This is a genomic window from Erythrobacter sp. 'gip.4 top 5' (assembly GCF_056495765.1).
Genome location: NZ_CP200270.1, coordinates 1,838,660 through 1,858,689 on the forward strand (window position 1 = coordinate 1,838,660; position 20,030 = coordinate 1,858,689).

15 protein-coding genes are annotated in these 20,030 nt (G+C 62.4%); 12 read left to right on the top strand and 3 right to left on the bottom strand.

Annotated elements, in window-relative coordinates; genetic code table 11:
- Positions 1-2 precede the first annotated feature (2 nt).
- The 6 genes from tsaE to trxA all read left to right on the top strand — a co-directional run bounded on the left by tsaE (position 3) and on the right by trxA (position 9,126).
- A complete protein-coding gene (tsaE, locus tag ACRANW_RS08815) occupies positions 3-458 on the top strand; it encodes a tRNA (adenosine(37)-N6)-threonylcarbamoyltransferase complex ATPase subunit type 1 TsaE (RefSeq protein ID WP_479433904.1) in 456 nt (151 codons plus the stop codon).
- A complete protein-coding gene (locus ACRANW_RS08820; RefSeq protein ID WP_479431439.1) occupies positions 455-1,441 on the top strand; it encodes an aminoglycoside phosphotransferase family protein in 987 nt (328 codons plus the stop codon). The genes tsaE and ACRANW_RS08820 overlap by 4 nt, the downstream gene beginning before the upstream one ends.
- A complete protein-coding gene (locus ACRANW_RS08825) occupies positions 1,438-2,160 on the top strand; it encodes a nucleotidyltransferase family protein (protein WP_479431440.1) in 723 nt (240 codons plus the stop codon). Before ACRANW_RS08820 ends, ACRANW_RS08825 begins: the two co-directional genes overlap by 4 nt.
- A complete protein-coding gene (addB, locus tag ACRANW_RS08830; protein ID WP_479431441.1) occupies positions 2,153-5,206 on the top strand; it encodes a double-strand break repair protein AddB in 3,054 nt (1,017 codons plus the stop codon). The genes ACRANW_RS08825 and addB overlap by 8 nt, the downstream gene beginning before the upstream one ends.
- Entirely contained in the window at positions 5,203-8,733 is a 3,531-nt protein-coding gene (addA, locus tag ACRANW_RS08835) for a double-strand break repair helicase AddA (protein ID WP_479431442.1), read from the top strand. Before addB ends, addA begins: the two co-directional genes overlap by 4 nt.
- 72 nt (positions 8,734-8,805) lie before the next feature.
- Positions 8,806-9,126: a thioredoxin gene (trxA, locus tag ACRANW_RS08840; protein ID WP_479431443.1), complete on the top strand. Its 321-nt coding sequence runs from the start codon at positions 8,806-8,808 to the stop codon at positions 9,124-9,126.
- A 176-nt stretch (positions 9,127-9,302) separates the two neighbouring features.
- On the opposite strand, the gene ACRANW_RS08845 is transcribed toward trxA, so the two are convergent.
- Both ACRANW_RS08845 and argJ read right to left on the bottom strand, forming a co-directional pair.
- On the bottom strand, positions 9,303-10,115 hold the full coding sequence (locus ACRANW_RS08845; RefSeq protein ID WP_479431444.1) for an inositol monophosphatase family protein: 813 nt from the start codon (positions 10,113-10,115) through the stop codon (positions 9,303-9,305).
- A complete protein-coding gene (gene argJ / locus ACRANW_RS08850; RefSeq protein WP_479431445.1) occupies positions 10,112-11,353 on the bottom strand; it encodes a bifunctional glutamate N-acetyltransferase/amino-acid acetyltransferase ArgJ in 1,242 nt (413 codons plus the stop codon). The genes ACRANW_RS08845 and argJ overlap by 4 nt, the downstream gene beginning before the upstream one ends.
- A gap of 87 nt (positions 11,354-11,440) precedes the next feature.
- Between argJ and ACRANW_RS08855 the strand changes: the two genes are divergently transcribed.
- The 6 genes from ACRANW_RS08855 (at position 11,441) to ACRANW_RS08880 (ending at position 18,421) form a co-directional block, all read left to right on the top strand.
- Positions 11,441-11,716 carry a hypothetical protein gene (locus ACRANW_RS08855; protein WP_479431446.1) on the top strand — a complete coding sequence of 92 codons (276 nt, stop codon included), beginning with the start codon at positions 11,441-11,443 and terminating at the stop codon, positions 11,714-11,716.
- Between the two features lie 123 nt (positions 11,717-11,839).
- Complete coding sequence (gene secA / locus ACRANW_RS08860; RefSeq protein ID WP_479431447.1) at positions 11,840-14,602, top strand: preprotein translocase subunit SecA; 2,763 nt, start codon at positions 11,840-11,842, stop codon at positions 14,600-14,602.
- 32 nt (positions 14,603-14,634) lie between these two features.
- The gene (locus ACRANW_RS08865; protein ID WP_479433905.1) at positions 14,635-15,390 is read left to right on the top strand and encodes a sulfite exporter TauE/SafE family protein; all 756 of its coding nucleotides are present in this window, start codon (positions 14,635-14,637) and stop codon (positions 15,388-15,390) included.
- Between the two features lie 89 nt (positions 15,391-15,479).
- Positions 15,480-16,226 carry a hypothetical protein gene (locus tag ACRANW_RS08870; RefSeq protein WP_479431448.1) on the top strand — a complete coding sequence of 249 codons (747 nt, stop codon included), beginning with the start codon at positions 15,480-15,482 and terminating at the stop codon, positions 16,224-16,226.
- Between the two features lie 161 nt (positions 16,227-16,387).
- Positions 16,388-17,767: an NAD-dependent succinate-semialdehyde dehydrogenase gene (locus ACRANW_RS08875; RefSeq protein WP_479431449.1), complete on the top strand. Its 1,380-nt coding sequence runs from the start codon at positions 16,388-16,390 to the stop codon at positions 17,765-17,767.
- A 48-nt stretch (positions 17,768-17,815) separates the two neighbouring features.
- Positions 17,816-18,421 (top strand): SDR family oxidoreductase, encoded by a 606-nt coding sequence (locus ACRANW_RS08880; protein ID WP_479431450.1) that lies wholly within the window; start codon positions 17,816-17,818, stop codon positions 18,419-18,421.
- Positions 18,422-18,447: 26 nt separating this feature from the next.
- On the opposite strand, the gene ACRANW_RS08885 is transcribed toward ACRANW_RS08880, so the two are convergent.
- Positions 18,448-19,965, bottom strand: a complete 1,518-nt coding sequence (locus ACRANW_RS08885; protein ID WP_479431451.1) for a helicase HerA domain-containing protein — start codon at positions 19,963-19,965, stop codon at positions 18,448-18,450.
- Positions 19,966-20,030 lie beyond the last annotated feature (65 nt).

A 20,030-nucleotide genomic window follows, 5' to 3' on the forward strand; every position in this document is an offset into this window, starting at 1 on the left:
AGCTGCAGTCTAGCCTTCCCGACCTACCGTCTATGGCGGCTTACGGCGCAGCAATCGCCAAGCGGTTGCGGGCCGGTGATGTGGTGGCGCTGACCGGCGGGTTGGGGGCGGGCAAAACCACGCTGGCACGTGCGATCATTGCCGCTCTCGGCCATGATGGCGAGGTTCCTTCGCCGACCTTCACCATTATCGAAACCTATGAATCGCCGTCGCTGAGGCTGCCGGTTGTTCACGCCGATTTTTATCGGCTGCAAGACCCTTCCGAACTCGCTGAAATCGGACTGGATGATTATCGCGAGGGCGCGGCGCTTCTGGCAGAATGGCCTGATCACGCGGGCGGCTTTGCACATGAGCCAGGGTGTTTGTCTGTCAGCCTTGAACCCGTTGGAGAAAGCGGGGAAGGCGGGCGGATTGCAATTGCCCGCGGGGGCGCGGATTGGGTAGGGCGGATGCCATGAGTGAACTTCCCCAAGGCCTAATCGAGTTTGTTGCCCGAGCCGGATGGGATGACGCCGAGATTGCCCCATTGCCGGGCGATGCCTCGTTTCGTCGTTATTTCCGGCTTGCGCGCGGGGATGACACCGCGATGCTCATGCACGCGCCGCCGCCGCATGAAGACCCCGCACCCTTTCTCGATGTGGCGCATTGGCTCAATGCCAACAGGATGCGCGCGCCGGCAATTCTGGCAGAAGACGCAGTCCAAGGATGGGTGCTGACGGAGGATTTCGGTGATGATCGGATGCGCGACTGGCTTGATGATTTTCCCAGCGATGAGGAGTCTGCTTACACCGCCGCGATTGATGCGCTGATTGCATTGCACCGGCTGCCACCTGGACCTTTTGCGCCCTATGATATGGCGACCTATCAGCGCGAGGCGGCGCTATTCACCGACTGGTTTTGCCCTGCGCAGGGGCTTGCGGTTGATGCGGTAGGTTACGCTGCTGCGTGGAACGAGGTGCTGCTGCCGGTTGTTTCGCGCCAAACGCCCGGCGTCACAGTGCTGCGCGATTATCATGCCGAAAACATCATGTTGCTCGGCAGCAAAGCCACCGCGCCGCAGGGCTTGATCGATTTTCAGGACGCGATGGTGGGACACCCGGCCTATGATCTGGTGTCGCTGCTGCAAGATGCGAGGCGCGATGTGCCGGCTGAACTCGAGGACGCGATGCTGTTGCATTATGTCGAAGGGGCTGGAGGAGTCGGCGTTGCATTCCTCGCTGATTACGCCACGCTTGGCGCGCAACGAAACGCCAAGATTATCGGCATTTTCACCAGGTTGAACCGCCGCGATGGCAAGCCCAAGTATCTGACGATGATCCCGAGGGTCTGGGCTGCGCTTGAACGCGACTTGGCGCATCCCGCACTTGCCCCGGTTGCGGCTTGGTTCGATGCCAATATCCCCGATGATCTTCGCACCGCCAATGGTGCCTTTGGCTCATGAGTTCCGGCCAGCTCGCCTCTGACACGGCAATGATCCTTGCAGCGGGAATGGGCAAACGGATGCGTCCGCTCACTGCGAGCCAGCCCAAGCCATTGGTGCGGGTGGCGGGCAAGGCGCTTATCGATCATGCGCTGGACCGCCTGGACGAAGCCGGCGTGGCGCGCGCGGTTGTGAATGTCCACTACCTCGCCGACGCGCTCGAGTCCCACGTGAAGGCCCGCGCTGCCCCGAAAGTGACCGTGTCGGACGAGCGTGCGGTGTTGCTGGAAACCGGGGCTGGAATGGTCAAGGCCCTCTCGCACCTGCCCGATCCGTTCTTCGCGCTGAATGCTGACAACATCTGGCTGGACGGCCCAAAAAATGCCTTCCACGACCTGTCGCGCCGCTGGGATCCTAAAGCGATGGATGCGCTGTTGCTGGTCGTTCCCCATGCACGCGCAGCCAACTTCCATGGCCCTGGCGATTTTCACATGGACCCACTCGGACGGATTTCCCGCCGCAGCGATGGTCGGATTGCGCCGTTCATCTTCACAGGCATTCAATTGGTAAGCCACCGCCTATTGCGCGATCCGCCTGATGGACCGTTCTCCACCAACGTTCTTTGGGACCGAGCCATCAATGAGGGGCGGCTTTACGGCCTCAACTTTACCGGTCGGTGGTTCGAAGTCGGCACGCCGCAGGCCATTCGGCCGACCGAGGAGGCGTTGCAAGGTGGCTGAACCGCGCAGGATTGGCCCGCTCGTTTATTCCATCGCCGCTCACCGGGGCTTCGCTGATGCGCTGGTGGCAGGCCTTGTGCCGCGATACCGCGAACCTGGCTTCGGTCTTGCGCGGCTGACCTTGCTGGTTCCGTCCAGCCGCGCCGCGCGCACATTGTCCGAAGCTTTCATTCGCCACGCCGGGGAAACGGGCGAGGGCGGCCTGCTGATGCCGCGGATGATTGCCGTGGGCGATCTCGATCTGGACGAAAAGCTGGGCGCGGCGCTCGATCCGCTGGGCGCGGGCGATATTCCGCCGGCGTGTGATCCCATGGCGCGCTGGCTTATGCTCGATCGGCTGATTGCAGAAGAGCGCGCCGCTGAGGGCATGGACCCGCTGCCTGGCTGCGCACGCCTTAATCTTGCGCGTGAAATGGCGCGAACGATGGATCGTCTTCTGGTTGAAGAAAAAGCTCCGGACGATCTGTGGGCCGATCCTGTGCTCGATCAGCTCGGCAATCTGGCCGATCACTGGAAGCGTTCGATCCGCCTGTTTGCGCGCGTGAATGCCCGTTGGCAGACCGCGCTGGCCGATCGCGGTGAAGTCGATGCGGCAACCCGGCGTAACCTCCTGTTTGATCGCGCCGCGCGCCGATGGAGAGATACGCCGCCGGCTCACCCGCTTGTTGCCGCAGGCGTGACCAGCGCGGCGCCCTCCCTTGCGCGGCTGTTGCGGGTGGTCGCGGAACTGCCCGAAGGCGCAGTGGTGCTGCCCGATCTCGATCTGGCGATGGATGACGACGCGTGGGCCGAGCTTGGACTTGCCGGGGCGTCCGAGGAACCCGGCGGCACGGTCTTCGCATCCGGCGATGCGCTCAGCCATCCGCAATATCATCTCAAATTGCTGCTCAATCGCATGGGCGTGAACCGTGCCGAGGTTCTGCCGTGGCACCGACGCGGCGCCGCGGCGGCAGAACCGGCACGAACTCGCGCAATTTCTTCGCTGTTCCTTCCCCCGCAAGCGAGCCGTACCTGGATCGACCTGGGATCTGATCGGCGGCGGTTGGCCGGGGTGCGCCTGCTTTCCAATGCCACGATCGAGGAAGAAGCCCAGGCGATTGCGCTGCTCGTGCGCGAGGCACTGGAGCAACCTGAAAAGCGCATCGCGGTTGTCACGGCAGATCGCGGTCTTGCCCGACGCGTGGGGCAGCATCTGGAACGCTGGAACATCACCGCCGACGATTCGGCCTGGCGCCCGCTGGCGTTGACCCCGGCTGGCCGGCTTTTTGGCTTGCTTGCCGAAATTGCTGCAAACGGCCCGGATCCCTCTCATCTTGTCGCGGCCTTTGCGCATCCGCTCGTACGCGGCCACGATACCGAGGCGAGGCAGGCGTGGCTCACGGGCGCACGTGCCTTTGACCGCCGTTTGCGCGGGCCTTCGCCGGCACCCGGCATGGCCAGCTTGCGCAAGATTGCCGCAAAGGCCGGGATTGACGATTGGTGGGCTGAGGCTGAACGTCTACTCGAACCGCTGCTTGACTGGCCGCAGGACATACCGCTGGCTGATGCGCTTAGCTCGTTGTCAGATGCGGCTGAGGCCTTCGCCCATACCTTGGTATGGGAGCGCGAAGATGGCCGCGCACTCGGCGCGATGATCGAAGAACTGCGCGGACAGGCTTTAGCCGCGGGGACGACAATCGAAACTGCCGATGTGGCAGGCATACTTCGCGATTGCATGGAGGCGGTTGCGGTGCGTCCCGGCTACGGCGGTCACCCACGCGTTGCCATCTACGGTTTGCTCGAAGCGCGCATGGCCCGCGCTGATCTGGTGATCTGCGGTGGGCTCAACGAAGGCACATGGCCGCAGCCGCCCGGCGCTGATGCGTTGCTGGCGCCTGCAATATTGCGGGCGCTGGGCGTACCCGGAGCAGAGTTCAGGATTGGCTTGGCCGCCCACGATCTCGCCGGAGCCATGGGCGCGCCAGAGGTGGTGCTGAGCCGCGCGGCACGCGATGCCGAAGGGCCGACGCTGCCGTCACGCTTTCTGCTGCGGGTCGAGGCGCTGCTTGGCGATGATCTGGACAAAGAGCATCGCGAGCGCGCGATCTCGGCACTTTTGCCGCACCTTGATCGGATGCGCCCGGCCGCGCCGGAATACCCCCGTCCTGCGCCCGATCCTTCGCCAAGACAACGCGATGTGCCGATCAAGGTCACGGCGCTCGACCGGCTGCTGGGCGATCCCTACCAGTTTTACGCGCAGGCAATCCTCAATCTGCGGCAATTGCAGCCGCTCGCCGCCGATCCCTTCAGCGATCCGGCGCTGCGCGGCACGCTGGTGCACGACCTTCTCGACAAGTGGCATAGGACAAAGCGGGATGACCCGCACCTCGCGCTTGTGCCCTTTGCCGCTGCACATTTCGCTGACGAGCGCGTCCATCCCCTGTTCCGTGCACTGTGGCAACCGCGACTGATCGCGGCGCTGGAGCGGTTCGATCACTGGTTGGCAGAGAACGCCGCGGACAAGGGTCGGACTGTGCTGGCCACCGAGATTGATGGGGAAATGACCTTTGACGGGGTGAAAGTGCAGGGCCGCGCGGACCGGATTGATCGCATGGCCGACGGAACGTTGGCCGTGGTTGACTACAAGACAGGACGCGTCCCAACCAAAGCCGAAGTTGAGGCAGGTTTTGCCCTGCAACTTGGATTGCTAGGCCTCATTGCGCAGCACGGACGATTTGCTGACAGGAAAACGGGCGATATCGTGCAAGGCGCGTCGAGCGAATACGAATACTGGTCCTTCGGGAAGAAGGACGATGGGTTCGGCAAGCGCCAGAGCCCCATGAAACTCACGTCGAGGGAAAAGGGCCTCCTCCCCGAACAGTTCCTCCCGCATCACACCGCCAAGCTTTCCGAAGCCATCCGTCGCTTCATCAAGGGCACCGACGCTTTCAAAGCCCGCGAAAACCCCGATTACAAGGGTTACACCGATTACGATCAACTGATGCGGCTGGACGAATGGCTGGTGCGGATGACAGGTTCCGACAAGCATGGCGAGGACGCGACATGAGCGGCGCAGGTGGCCTCGTTTTCCCGCTCCAGGACAACCAACTGCTGGCGGCGGACCCTGAAGACAATGTCTGGCTTTCAGCCTCGGCAGGGACAGGCAAGACACAGGTTCTGTCAGCGCGTGTGCTCCGGTTGCTGCTGCGTGAGGATGTCGCGCCGTCGCAAATCCTGTGTCTGACTTTCACCAAGGCCGGTTCCGCCGAGATGGCGAACCGCATTAACGCAGTGCTGGCACGCTGGGTGCGGCTGCCAGCGACGATGCTGGCCAAGGAGCTGGGTTATCTGGGTGCGGACATCGGACCAGCCACGCAAGATCGGGCGCGCAGCCTGTTTGCCAGCGTGCTCGATTGCCCCGGCGGCGGCCTCCGGATCGATACGATTCACGCTTTTGCGCAATTCCTCATCGGCAATTTCCCCGAGGAAGCGGGCCTTGCTCCGGGCACCCGGGTGCTCGACGATCGCAGCCGGGAACTGTTGGCGCGCGACGTGCTGACCGATCTGTTCGAAGAGGCTGAACGCACGCATGATGTCCGCATTCTCGATGGCATTGCGCTCTTTACTACCCGCAAAGACCCTGCGGCTCTGCACAAGTGGCTGATGCGCGCAGCCGAGGCGCAGGATCTGTGGGCTGGGCCGTCGGGCTGGCAATCGCCGATGGCGTCGCGGGTTCACCAAACCCTGGGAATGCCCGCCGACGCGGACGAGTCTTGGGCGAGCGACCCGCTTGATCCCGACCTGTTCCCTGATGATATTCTGTTGGCGATGCTTCCCGCGCTCGATGGCTGGAAAGCCAAGACCGGCGAGGAAGCCGCGAAATTCATCCGCCAATGGCTCCCGCTCGATCTGCCGGCGCGCGTTGCGGCGGCATCGGGCTTCCGCAAAACCATCCTGAAAGCGGATGGGCTTTCTCGCGAGATGAAGGGGGCGGCGAAGAACGATCCGGATTTCCCGCGCCATCAGGGTGACATCGCCGAAGCTTTGCAAGAATACGAAGACCGGCGCTCTCTGCTCGCCTGCGCTGAAATCGTGACCAGCGCGCTCGAAATCGGCCGGGCCTTTGCCGTCCGCTGGGAGGCGAGAAAGGCGCGCGAAGGCCTGCTCGATTTCTCCGACCTGATCCGCAAGGCGGCCGCGTTGCTCAACCAGTCCGAGGCAGCCGACTGGATCCGCTACAAACTCGATCGGAACTTCGACCATATCCTGATCGACGAAGCGCAAGACACCAATCGCAGCCAATGGGACATTGTCGAAGCGCTGATTGACGACTTTTTCGCAGGCGAAGGCGGGCGCGGGGACAAGCTGCGCACCATCTTCACGGTGGGCGACTACAAACAGGCGATCTTCGGCTTTCAGGGCACCAGCCCGGAAAACTTCGCTAGCGCCAAGGCCCGTGTCCATGCGCGCATCACAGCGGCGCAGGACGGCATACGCCAAGGCCGCGTAAACCGCCGTGCGCCCGGCTGGCAGGATCTTGATCTGGGTCGTTCGTTCCGCACGGCCGACATTGTGCTCGGCTTCGTCAATCGCATGATCGGGATGCTCGGTTTCGCAGAATTCGGGCTCGATAAGGAGCCGGCACGCCATGTCGGTGCCGATCGACCGGGTCTGGTGACGCTGTGGCCTCCCGTCGCCCCGGAGCAGGGCGAGGCGGCGGAGGATGCGGATGACGCGGACGATAGCGACAATCGTGATTGGTTGCCGCGTCACGATACGCTGTTGGCGCAGAACATCGCGGATCAGGTGCAGCGCTGGGTCAGCGGCGCGGAACCCTTTGTTCTTGCAAAGGGCAGCTGCCGCCATGCGCAGCCAGGCGACATCATGGTGCTGGTGCGCCAGCGAAAGGAGCTTGCCGCTCAGATCGTCGCCAAGCTTTACGCGCGCGGCGTGCCGGTGGCGGGCGTTGACCGGTTGCGACTGGGCGCGCCACTGGTGGTGAAAGACGTGCTGGCGGCGCTGCGCTTTGCTGCGCAACCCCAGGATGATCTTTCGCTTGCCAATTTGCTGGCCTCGCCACTGATCGGCTGGACGCAAGACGATATTCTCGCCCATGTGCCAAGGCCGGAAAAGATCCGACTGTGGGATCACCTGCGCCGCGGTGACGCGCCGCCTTTTGTGGCCGAAACCGCCGAACGCCTGCGCGATCTGCTGCGCCGCGCCGATTATCAGACTCCTCAGGCGCTGATTGCATGGCTGCTGACCGGTCCGTGGGAGGGCCGTGCGCGCCTCGTCGAACGGCTTGGGGCCGAAGCCAATGACCCGCTTGACGAACTGATCAATGCAGCCTTCGCCTATGAAGCTGAACACTGGCCCAGCCTTGCCGGCTTCCTCACGTGGTTCGATGCCGGAACCGGCGATCTGAAGCGTGATTCGGACAGTGCGCGCGGTCAGGTTCGGGTTATGACCGTGCACGGCTCCAAGGGGCTTCAGGCGCCGATCGTGATCCTCGCCGATGCGACCGGTGCGCCGGGTGACCCGGGGGACCTTTCGTTGGAGGATGATCCGCTCGGGATCGCGAATGATCGCAAGCGCGCTGTGCCGCTGCCGCCGCTCAGCAAGGATGAAAAGAAAGGCCGGATCGCCGAAGCGGAAGAGATCAAGAAGGCGGATGCACTGCAGGAGCATTGGCGGCTGCTTTACGTGGCGCTGACTCGGGCGGAAGAAGCACTGTTTATCGGCGGCTCGCTTAACAAGAACGAGGCCAAGAAGGGCGTGCCGAATGATGACAGCTGGTATGCGCGCCTTGCACCGCTGTTCGAGGGCGAAGAACTGGCCGACCCCGTGTGGGCTTGGCGCAAGGAATGGGGCGAGCGTGCCGAACCGCTGGTGCCGAATGATGCTGCCACCGTGGGGGAGGGTGTGACACCTGTCCTGCCGCGCTGGATGACAACGCCGATTGGCCCCGAACCGCGCCCGCCGCGCCCGCTCGCGCCGTCGAGCGCGGGCGAAGACGGCGGCGCAGCCCCACCGCTGCCGCCCGAGGCGGCGCGTCACGCCGCCCGGCGCGGAAGCCTGATCCACAAGCTGCTGGAACGCCTCCCCGATGTTGCCGGACCGGACCGCGAGGCTTTGGCGCGCGGATGGCTCGAACGACAGGCGGCTGATCTTGGCCCAACCATGCGCGAGGATATGCTGGCCGCGGCGCTGGGCGTGCTCGATCATCCGAAATTCGCTGCCCTGTTCTCGCCCATGGCGTTGGCAGAGGTTCCACTTGCGGCGACGGTCGATGGTGTGGTGGTTGCGGGCACGGTCGATCGGTTGTTGATCGAGGAACGACGGGTTACGGTTGTCGACTTCAAGACCACGCGCCGTCCACCTGCGAGCCTCGCCGAAGTTCCCATCGCGACATTGCGCCAGATGGCGGCCTATGTCGCGGCGCTGGAAGCGATCTATCCGGGCCGCGAAGTGCGCGCTGGTGTGCTCTACACCCATGCGCCGATGATGCTCGATCTGCCGCCCGATAAGCTTGGCGTGCACAAGCAGGCGTTGCAGACCACGCAGCAATCCTTGTCACTGCCCGATGTTGAGTGATCGCGCACGCGCATTAAGTTGCAATCAGACAACTGGCGCTGCAATGGCCGCCGGGACAAGGAGATAACGATTATGGCAACTGTCAACGTAACTGATGCAAGCTTTCAGGCCGATGTGCTGGACAGCGACACGCCCGTGCTGGTGGATTTCTGGGCCGATTGGTGTGGTCCGTGCAAAATGATCGCTCCTGCATTGGAGGAAATCAGCGACGAATTGTCGGGTCAGGTGAAGATTGCCAAGATCGACATCATGGAAAACACCGATATCGCGGCGCAGATGGGCGTGCAGTCGATCCCGCTGATGGTGCTGTTCAAGAATGGCGAGGCCGTGGCCCGCAAGCTCGGCGCCGCGCCCAAGGGCCAGCTGAAGGCCTGGCTCGAAAGCGAACTCTGAATCATGACCTGCGGCTGCCCTTTTGTGTCTGACCGCATGGCTGTTGGAGACACATGAGACACTGTCCTGAAGCGGAAATCCTGCCCTCAGGTCAGCGGCGCTGATCGGGGCAGGAAAGCGGGCAGGGCGGGTCATGCGGGCGACGCTGGCAGCGTGGCCGCCTGTAGGAAAGCGTTCTAGGCCAAAGCCCGGCCCACGAATTCGTCCCAGATTGCCGGGCTGGACGCGCCGACGAGACCTTCTAGGGTGTCATCGCGGCCATGCTGATCCACCCGGTAGGCGCTGCCATCGAGCCGCGCGGCCTTCCCGCCGGCTTCGTTAAGCCACAAGACGCCGGCTGCGTGATCCCACGCCAATGTCCGTTTGAAGCTGGAAACATCATTCTCGCCCAAGGCGAGGCGCGGATATTGTTCAGCGGCGCAGCGCGGGATATCGACCAGCGTGTAATGCGGAGCGAGCTTTGCATCGACCATCGCGGATTCCTCCGGGGTGAGGAAGATGCGGCTTACAGCGGTGACGGGCGGTTGGTGCCCCGTGGTGCGCGCGGCAATCGGATCGCCGTTTACGAAAGCGCCTTCGCCGCGCCGGGTGTGACAAAATCGCGCCTTGAGCGGATCGTAGATCCACCCCGCGACCGCTTCGCCTGCATCGGCCAGCGCAATGATGATCCCGAACGGCGCTTTGCCTTCTGCGAAGTTGGCGGTGCCGTCCAGCGGGTCGATGATCCAGCACGAGCCGGAGAGATGATCGAGCACGGCTTTGTCGGCGTGAACCGCTTCCTCACCCACGACCGCCACGCCGGGAGCAAGCTTCGTCAGAGCTTCGGTGAGGAAGGCTTCGACCTCGCGATCGACGATGGTGACGGGATCATCCATGCCCTTCATTTCCACCTCGCCTGCGGCAAGGTTGCGGAAGCGCGGCAGCATTGAACGCTGCGCGGCAAAGCGCATCAGATCGTGAATCTCGGCGTCGAGCGCGGAGAGGCTCATGACCGGTAGTCCGCATTGATCGCGATGTAGCCGTGCGTAAGATCGCAGGTCCAGACCGTGGTCCGCCCTCCTTCTTGTCCGTTAGCGTCAAGGCCCAGATCGACCGCAATGTCGATTTCCTCACTCTTCAGATGCGCAGCGACGGGGGTTTCGTCATATCCTTCCACGGGCAGGCCATTGCGAGCGGCCCAGACGCCGCCGAACGCGATGGAAAGCGTGTCGCGGTCGGCCGGCTCGCCTGCTTTGCCGACTGCCATGACAACCCGGCCCCAATTGGCGTCTTCGCCCGCAATCGCGGTTTTCACCAGCGGCGAGTTTGCGATGCTAAGGCCGACGCGGCGGGCGCTGTCATCGCTTGACGCGCCGCTCACGCGGATGGTGATGAACTTGGTCGCACCTTCGCCGTCCCGTACTACCAGTTGCGCCAGATTGCGGCATACATCGGCCAGCGCCGCAGCAAAGGCATCGGCGCCGGGACTGTCCCAGCTCTCGATCCGGGCATGGCCTGTCTTGGCCGTAGCGAACGCCATCACCGTATCACTGGTAGAGGTGTCGCCGTCGACGGTGATGCAACTGAACGTGGCGGCATTGGCGCGCTCCAGCGCCTCTTGCAGAAACGCTGGCGCCACATTGGCATCGGTAAAGATGTAGCCCAGCATCGTGGCCATGTCAGGTGCGATCATGCCGCTTCCCTTGATGATCCCGGCCAATTCGACGCGGGTATCGCCGATCATCGCCGATGCGCCCGCGCCCTTGGCGAAGGTGTCCGTGGTACCGATGGCGTTGGTGGCCTCTTCCCAGCCGCACGGTGCGGCTACGAGGGCTGCGACGATCCCGGCGCGGGCCTTGTCGATGGGCAGCGGCACGCCGATCACACCGGTTGAGGAAACGAACACCTCATCATGTGGGCAATTCAAAGCATCGCTGACCTGCGCCTGGATTGCTTCGACAGCTTCTCGCCCGCGCCATCCGGTAAAGGCGTTAGAATTGCCCGCATTGACGATCAGCGCCCTTGCACGGCCCTGCTTGACCGCCACGCGGCCCAATTCAACCTCGGAGGACGCGCAGGCGCTTTTGGTAAAGACGCCCGCAACGCTGGTGCCTTCGGCAAGCTCGACAAAGGTGAGGTCGCAACGGTCCCAGGTTTTGTAGTGCGCGCGGGCGATGCGCAAAGTTACGCCTGCAATTGCGGGCAGTTCAGGAAAGGGACGGGCCAGCGGTGAACGATCAATCTGCATGGCGGACGCCTCTAGGCCCGAGAGTGCGCGCAGTAAATCGGCAAAGCTGGTGGACGAAACGCGCAAAATTGCCTATTTGGGTTGGCGATGACCCGGCACATTCTCGCTTTTCTGGCCTTGCTTTCTGGTCTGACTGCGTTCGGCAGTCCAGCACAGGCGTCGCTGGCCGAGGCGCTGGCGTGCGGGTCGAGTATTGCTGCTGCTGCCGGAGAGCAGATGTCGGCGAGCGAAAGCGTTGCGGTGCAGCGAGTGCCTGCCACGATCAGCGCTTCGCGTGCGATCGAAGTGCCACGCTCCTTGCCAGCCAAGTCAGGATCGCTGCGCTTGCCAGTCCTGATGGGGATCGAACGCGCCTTCGAATAGGCGCGCTGTTCGTGATCGCCTCGTGATTTCCGGCGCGCCGTGCCTCAGGGCAGCGCGCCGATCCCCCATACTCCGTTTCGGGCCCGCTGGCCGGGCTGCCGTCCGCATCAAAGGTTTGCCATCATGTTGAACAACCTCGTCAAATCGGTTTTTGGATCGTCCAATGATCGTTACATCAAGTCAGCGCGCAAGGTGATCGCGCAGGTCAACGCGCTGGAGCCGCAGCTTCAGGCGCTGAGTGATGCTGAACTTCAAGACCAGACCGTCAAGCTGCGCGGCCTGATCGACAAGGGTGCGAGCTTCGAGGAGATCTTGCCCGAGGCCTTTGCCACCGTGCGCGAAGCATCGGTGCGTGTCTTCGGGATGCGGCATTTCGATGTGCAGTTGATCGGCGGCCTGGTGCTTCATCGCGGCGAGATTGCCGAAATGCGCACTGGCGAAGGCAAGACCCTGATGGCGACGCTGGCCGTGTATCTCAACGCATTGGAAGGCAAGGGCGTACACGTCGTCACGGTCAATGATTACCTCGCCCGGCGCGACGCGGCCGAGATGGGCAAGCTTTACAATTGGCTTGGCCTGACAGTGGGCGTGATCGTCCCGGGTATGCCAGAAGAGTACAAACGCGATGCCTATAATGCCGACATCACTTACGGCACCAACAACGAATTCGGCTTCGATTACCTGCGCGACAACATGAAGCACGAACGCGCCTCCATGGCGCAGCGGCCATTCAACTTCGCGATTGTCGATGAGGTGGACTCGATCCTGATCGACGAAGCGCGCACGCCGCTCATCATCTCTGGCCCGACTGAGGACAAGTCTGACCTGTATGTTTCGCTCGATCAGGTGGCACGCGAAATCCCGGTCGAATGGCTCGACATCGACGAGAAGGTCAAGCGCGTCCAGCTGACCGAAGATGGCATGGAAGAGGTGGAGAAGCTGCTTCTTGAAAAGGGCTTGCTCGCCACCGAAAACCTGTTCGATGTGGAGAACACGCAGGTCGTCCACCATCTCGATCAAGCACTGGTCGCCAACTTCGGCCGCAAGCGGGACACCGACTATATCGTCAAGGATGACAAGGTCGTCATCATTGACGAATTTACCGGCCGCATGATGGATGGGCGGCGCTGGTCCAACGGGCTTCACCAGGCGGTCGAAGCCAAGGAAGGTGTGCGGATTGAGCCGGAAAACCAGACGCTCGCATCGATCACCTTCCAGAACTATTTCCGGATGTATCCCAAGCTTTCCGGCATGACCGGAACGGCCGCGACAGAAGCGGCGGAGTTCTGGGACATTTACAAGGTCGGCGTCGTCGAGATCCCCACCAACCTTCCCGTCGCGCGCATCGACGATGAAGACGAATTCTACAAGAACATCGCTGACAAGTTCGGCGCGATTGCCAAGGCGATCAGGGAAAAGCAGCTGATCGGTCAGCCAGTGCTGGTCGGCACCGTGTCGATCGAGAAGTCCGAGCTGCTGAGCCAGTATCTCGACAAGGAAGGCGTTGAACATTCCGTGCTGAATGCGCGCTTCCACGAACAGGAAGCGCGCATCGTGGCGCAGGCTGGCCGGTTGGGCGCGGTGACCATCGCGACCAACATGGCGGGCCGCGGGACGGATATTCAATTGGGCGGCAACCTAGAATACCGCGTTCTCGATGAACTTGGCGATATGCCCGAAGGCCCCGAACGCGAGGCAGCCGAAGCGCGTATCAAGGCCGAGATTTCGGCGGAGAAGGAACAGGTCAAGCAGGCCGGTGGGCTGTTCGTGCTGGGCACCGAACGTCACGAATCGCGCCGGATCGACAATCAGTTGCGCGGCCGTTCGGGTCGTCAGGGCGATCCGGGCCTGTCACGGTTCTACCTGTGCCTTGAAGACGACTTGCTGCGCATCTTTGGCCCGGACACGCTGTTTTCCAAGATGATGAACTCCAACCTCGCCGATGGCGAGGCGATTGGGTCCAAGTGGCTTTCGAAAGCGATCGAAACCGCGCAGAAGAAGGTCGAATCGCGCAACTACGACATGCGCAAGCAGGTCGTGCAGTATGATGATGTCATGAATGACCAGCGCAAGGTCGTGTATGAACAGCGCGCCGAAATCATGGACGCCGAGGCGGTTGACGATGTGGTGGTTGATATGCGGCATGATACGGTAAATGCCATCGTCGGCACCGCGTGCCCGCCCGGCTCCTACCCCGAACAGTGGGACGTTGCTGGCCTCAAGGCGCGCAGCGAAGAGGTTTTCGGCTTTGAGCCGCCGATTGACGATTGGCTTGGCGAGGATGAAGTCGAACCCGATCTGATCGAAGAAAAGCTGCGCACGCTGACCGACGAGCTGACGGAGACCAAGGTTTCGCGATCCGATCCGGGGATCTGGCGCGTGGTCGAAAAGGATGTTTTGTTGCGCCAGCTTGATCACCACTGGAAAGAACACCTCGCCACGCTTGATGCTCTGCGCCAGGTGATCTGGATGCGCGGCATCGCGCAAAAGCAGCCGATCAACGAATACAAGCAGGAAGCGTTCGCGCTGTTCGAGACGATGCTCGAAACCCTGCGCGAGGAAGTGACGAAGGTGTTGTTCCGGGCCGAATTACGGATCGAAGCGCCCCAGACGGAGAACCTGCCCGATCTGCCTGACTTTCTCACCGGCCACATTGATCCGTTCACTGGGCTCGACAATTCGGCTGATGGTGATGGTTCGGAACTGCGGCCAGAACTGTTCGGCTCGCTTGCGGGCAGCACCCGCGCCGCATCGGGGCCGGGAGGGGCAAACACGGACAATCCATATGCAAACATGGAAATCAGCCGCAACGCGCCGTGCCCATGTGGATCGGGTAGCAAGTACAAGCATTGCCATGGCGCAATCAGCGCACCGCAAATCGCCTGACGGGCGCTGAGGCGCGCTAGGATGGGGCGGTGATGATCGGGGCGGTTCCGGCGCTTCTGGCGCTCGCCTTTCTTGTCACCGCTTTGCTGTATGCCAGCGTGGGTTTTGGCGGCGGTTCGACCTACTCGGCGCTCCTCGCTTTATCGGGGCTCGATTATCGGTTGTTGCCGCTGGTTTCGCTGGCGTGCAACATTCTGGTGGTGGTCGGCAGTTCGATCCGCTTTGCGCGTGCGGGGCTGGTCCCGTGGAAAAAGGCGCTTGTGATCGTGGCCCTTGGCGCACCGGCCAGCTTTGTGGGCGGACTAACGCCTATCAAGGAGGTGACATTCCTCTCCCTGCTTGGTGCCAGTCTCGTACTGACGAGCCTGTCGATGCTTATCCCCTTGCGCAAAAACATGGACGGCGCGCCAACGATGCTCGCACGCTGGATGCCGATCGCCGCAGCGCCGCTTGGCTATTTTGCGGGGCTTGTGGGAATCGGTGGCGGGATATTTCTGGCACCCTTGCTGCATTTGGCACGGTGGAGCGAACCACGCGGGATCGCGGCCACGGCGAGCCTGTTCATCCTCGTCAATTCGCTGTTCGGGCTGGCTGGGCAACTGCTCAAGAATGGCCCTGGCTTGTTCGGCCAGGCCATCGGTGCGGCACTGCCGCTAATGCTTGCGGTTGTGATTGGCGGACAGATCGGCAGCCTGATGGCAGCGCGCCTGCTTCCGCCGCAATGGATTCGGTGGCTGACAGCTCTGCTGGTTCTGGTGGTCGGGATACGCCTGCTGGCAGGGCTGTGAGTCCTCCGCGCAAACCTGCGGCACGATTGGTGAAAATAGGAGGCCTTAGCTTCTCGACATGGACCAGCCCTTGGACCACTGTCGCCACTATGACGCCCGCTTCCGAGTTGCAGAGGCCTGCACAGGCATATTTCGCATGGTTTGTCGCGGCGATGATTGGGGCGGCGCTCCCAATCGGGGGCGTGATGGTCGCTGCGTCGCACGGTTCGACCGCGCAGGCTTCATTTATTGGCGCGATTGTGTCGGTCGGGATGATGGGGGCTGGCATGATCGGCGCGGCAGCGGCCGGGCGCTTGTGGGTTGGCGTACTACTGGCCCTTTTGTCAGGCGCGGGCGCCATTGTCGTCGCCTATGGCTTGGACGTGTCGCCGGTGAGGCATCCGCTCTCGCTCTTGCTTGCCGTCGTTATCGCTAGTCTCAGTTTCGCCGCACGCGGCGCTCTGTTCGCCCGCAGCGCATTTGACAAAGGATGGTGGATCGCCGTCGCAGTGGTTGCGGGTGAGGCGGCCATGCTGACAACGGCCTTAGCAATTCCGGGCGCCTTGCCGAGGTGGCTTCTGGTCTTGCTTCCTGCACAATGGGCCAGTGTGGCGATCCAGATGGCGCTTACCGGTACGGGCACCCGCGCGGCCATTACGGTTCTGCTTGCCCTTGGCGGCACTGCCGCCGCGACGTTGCTTGTCAGAAGGCTGTTGCCGCGTCGGTGGCCCTATCTGATCATGTTCACGGCGTGGCTCAGCCTGTCGGCGCTGGTCTGGCACTACGCCATTGCGGCGGGCGAGACTGAAAGCGCGGCCCAGCTTGGTTTTTCGGGCTCCTTTGCGGACGCATCCTGATTGACGCACGGCTCGGCTTAGCCAGTCGAATCATCGTGCCTGGCGATGGAACATCGATCCTTCTTTCACGCTCTTCTTATCAAGCTGCACGTCGCAGCCGCGCTGCAGACGCCAACGCGTCTTCGCAGCTGCTCAATTTTCAAAAAGCAAGAGGACGACATATGTCAGTCATCACGACACGCAATCCCGCCACAGGCGAACAGCTTGAAACCTATCCGCTTGATAACGAAGCCAAGGTCTTCGCCAAGATCGAAGCGGCGCAGGCTGCATATCTCGATTGGCGCCACAAATCGCATGAAGAGCGCGCACCTTCCCTGCGCAAGATCGCCACGGCGTTACGCGAAAATGCCGATAAGTTCGCGGATCTGATGACCCGCGAAATGGGCAAACTGCTGCGCGACGGAAAGATGGAAATCGAATTGTGCGCGCGCATCTTTGAATACACGGCGGACAACGGGCCCAAGATGCTCGCCGATGAAGAGCGCACGCACAGCGGCGGAAAGAAGCGGGGGATCGTGACCTATTCCCCGATCGGCGTGATCTATTCAGTGCAACCGTGGAATTTCCCGGTCTATCAACCGGTGCGCGTGCTCGCAGCAAACCTGATGGCGGGCAATGCGGTCATCCTGAAACACGCCTCAATCTGCACCGGCAGCGGGTTGTTGTTGCGGGATGTGTGCCTGGAAGCAGGTCTGCCCAAGGGCTTGTTCGATGTCATTCTTGCGTCCCATGATTTGTCAGACAAGGTGATTGAGCATGATCTTGTGCGCGCTGTCACCATGACAGGCAGCGATGGTGCAGGCAGCCATATCGGTCAGCTTGCGGCCAAGAACCTCAAGAAAACGGTGCTCGAACTGGGATCAAACGACGCCTATCTCGTGCTGGAAGACGCCGACATTGAGCTTGCTGTGAAGACCAGTGTGCAAGGGCGCTTGTTCAACAATGGTGAGACGTGCGTTTCGGCCAAGCGCTTTATCGTGACCGCTGCCGTCTATGATGACTTTGTTTCGGCCTTTGTGGAGCAGATGAAGGCCATCAAGATGGGTGACCCCACGGCTGATGACACGCAGCTGGGTCCGCTCGCAAGCCGTGAGCAGTTCGAGACGATCGAACGCCAAGTGCAGCAGAGCCTCGAAAAAGGTGCAACCTGGCTGTGTGGCGGTGATCCGGAGGGCGGCAAGGGTTGCTATTATCCCGCAACCGTCCTTGCCGATTGCAAGCCGGGTATGCCAGCACACGATGATGAGGTTTTTGGCCCCGTCGCCGCCATCATCCGCGCTAAGGATGACGAGGACGCGCTGCGGATCGCCAATGCCAGCCGCTATGGCCTTGGCGGCGGTATCTTCTCCCGTAATGAGAAGAAGGCCGTCCGCCTTGCGCGCGATCATTTTGACACGGGCATGGTGCGCATCAATTCCTTCGGTGCGGCTGATCCCGCAATGCCTTTCGGCGGCGTGAAGAACTCGGGCTACGGGCGCGAACATGGTGGATTTGGGATGATGGAATTCGTGAACGCCAAGGCGATCTTCCTTCCGTCTTGAGGTGCGGCCCCCGGCCACACCCCCACAATACAAATTCGGAGATAATCCATGAACATTCTCATCGCCGGTGCCACCGGCCAGACTGGAACCCGGCTTGTGCAAGAGCTGCATACCCGCGGCCACAAACCCATCGCGCTTGTGCGCAAAAGCTCGGACACCTCGGGCCTGCCTGAGATGGTGGAACAGCGCGAAGGCGATCTGACCGACTTGAATGACAACGTAACCGAAGGCTGTGACGTGGTGGTCTTTGCCGCGGGTGCCGGCGGAGGTTCATCCGAAGAGATGACCGACAAGGTTGACCGTGATGGTGCGATCAATCTGATCGATATCGCCGCCAAAACGGGTGTGCGCCGCTTCGTTATGCTCAGCAGCGTAGGCGCCGGCGATCCCGCTCCCGGCAGCGATCTGGCGCATTATCTCCAGGCCAAGCACGCGGCCGACGAACACCTGAAGGCAGCCCCCCTCGAATATGCCATCTTGCGTCCCGTCGCGCTGACGAGTGCTGACGGTGGCGGGGACGTTCGCTTGGGTGACGCTGTCGATCCGCAGGGCGAGGCTGCACGCGGCGATGTTGCAAGATTGCTGGCTGACGCGGTGCAAGACCCGGAATGGGCGGGCGGGGTAACGCGGATGGAAAGCGTCCGGCAAGCCTGACGCGCACGGCTGCCTCTGCGAAGAGGTCAGGCGACCTTGGTGGCTTCGTCAGGATCCGGGATTCCGGGGATCATGATGATGCGGTCGCCGCCGAACTCCTCTCGGATCACGATCAATCCACTGCGCTCAAGATGATCGAGCAGGCGGCGGATTCGGCTGGGGGAGGAACTGCCGTAAAGTCGTGCCAGCTCCTCTTCGTCCGGCATGGGTTCGCGCAGCACTTCGGCGATCACCATCGCGACATAGGGCGCAAGCACATCGTCATCGACTGCCGAAATCATGGCTTCTACCTGTGAGCGCCGTGTGCCGCTGAGCCGCGACAATCCGCCGATTTCGCACGCAAACAGACGCCGGAATCGGGCAAGGTCAACCTGCGCGCTGGCGACACCTTGCTGACGGCAGCGGATGGCAAAGTCACGGAACAGCGCGGTTGCCGGGCGAAAGGTCGCGCCTTCGCTGGCGGCAATGTCTCGCACGATGTCTTCGATGCTTGCGGCTGGCGCGGAAGGGGTAGACGCAGGCGAGGGCGAGGGCGAGGGTTGCGCTGGCGCGGCAATCGCTGATGGCTCATCTCTGGGCGCAGGTGGCGGCGGTAAGGGCCTCGCCGTGCGCAAAGCCTGCGCGAGGTCGACTGCGGGGCGCGGCGGCGGGGGTGGAGGTCGCCGCATTACGGTATCACTGGCCGCCTCGGATAACCGATCTGTCAGCAAAGCCTCCATCGCATCGCCATCGGCGTCCGGCAGAGGAAGTAGGCCCGCGCCGCCACCCCGTCCTCCGGTGCGCACCGGGCCAACATTGACGGCCACCGGACGACGACTGATCGCGGGGCCCAGCCCCAGAAACTGCCCACGCTGAAGGTCGCGGATGCGTTCAGCCTGGCGCCGATCCATGCCCAGCAGGTCTGCGGCGCGTTGCATATCAATATCCAGAAACGTGCGCCCCATCAGGAAGTTACTCGCTTCGGCTGCGACGTTTTTCGCCAGTTTGGCAAGGCGTTGGGTTGCGACAATCCCGGCCAGCCCGCGCTTGCGACCGCGGCACATCAGATTGGTCATTGCCGAAAGCGTCAGACGGCGGGTGTCATCGCTCATCTCGCCTGCCGCAGCGGGCGCAAACATCTGGGCTTCGTCCACCACCACCAAGGCGGGATACCAGTGTTCCCGTGGCGCATCGAACAGCGCAGTCAGGAACAGCGCAGCGCAACGGATCTGCTGCTCCACTTCAAGTCCGTCAAGGGTTAGCACCACCGAAGCACGGTGCTGCCGCACACGGGCGGCTAGTTCTTCGATCTCGCGCGGTGAATAGGCCGCGCCGTCGATCACCACATGGTCAAAAGCATCGGCCAGCGTGACGAAATCGCCTTCCGGATCGATCACCACCTGCTGGACCTGCCCGGCACACTCCTCCAGCAAGCGGCGCAACAGGTGCGATTTGCCGGACCCCGAGTTGCCTTGCACCAGCAGGCGCGTGGCGAGCAGTTCCTCGAGGTCGATGGCAACCGTGTGCCGCCCTGCGTCCTGGCCGATGTCGATATGCGCGTTCACGCCATGGGGTTAGGGCGGCGGGGCCGTGAGGCAAAGGTACGATGCCGGGTTATCCAGCGATTCGA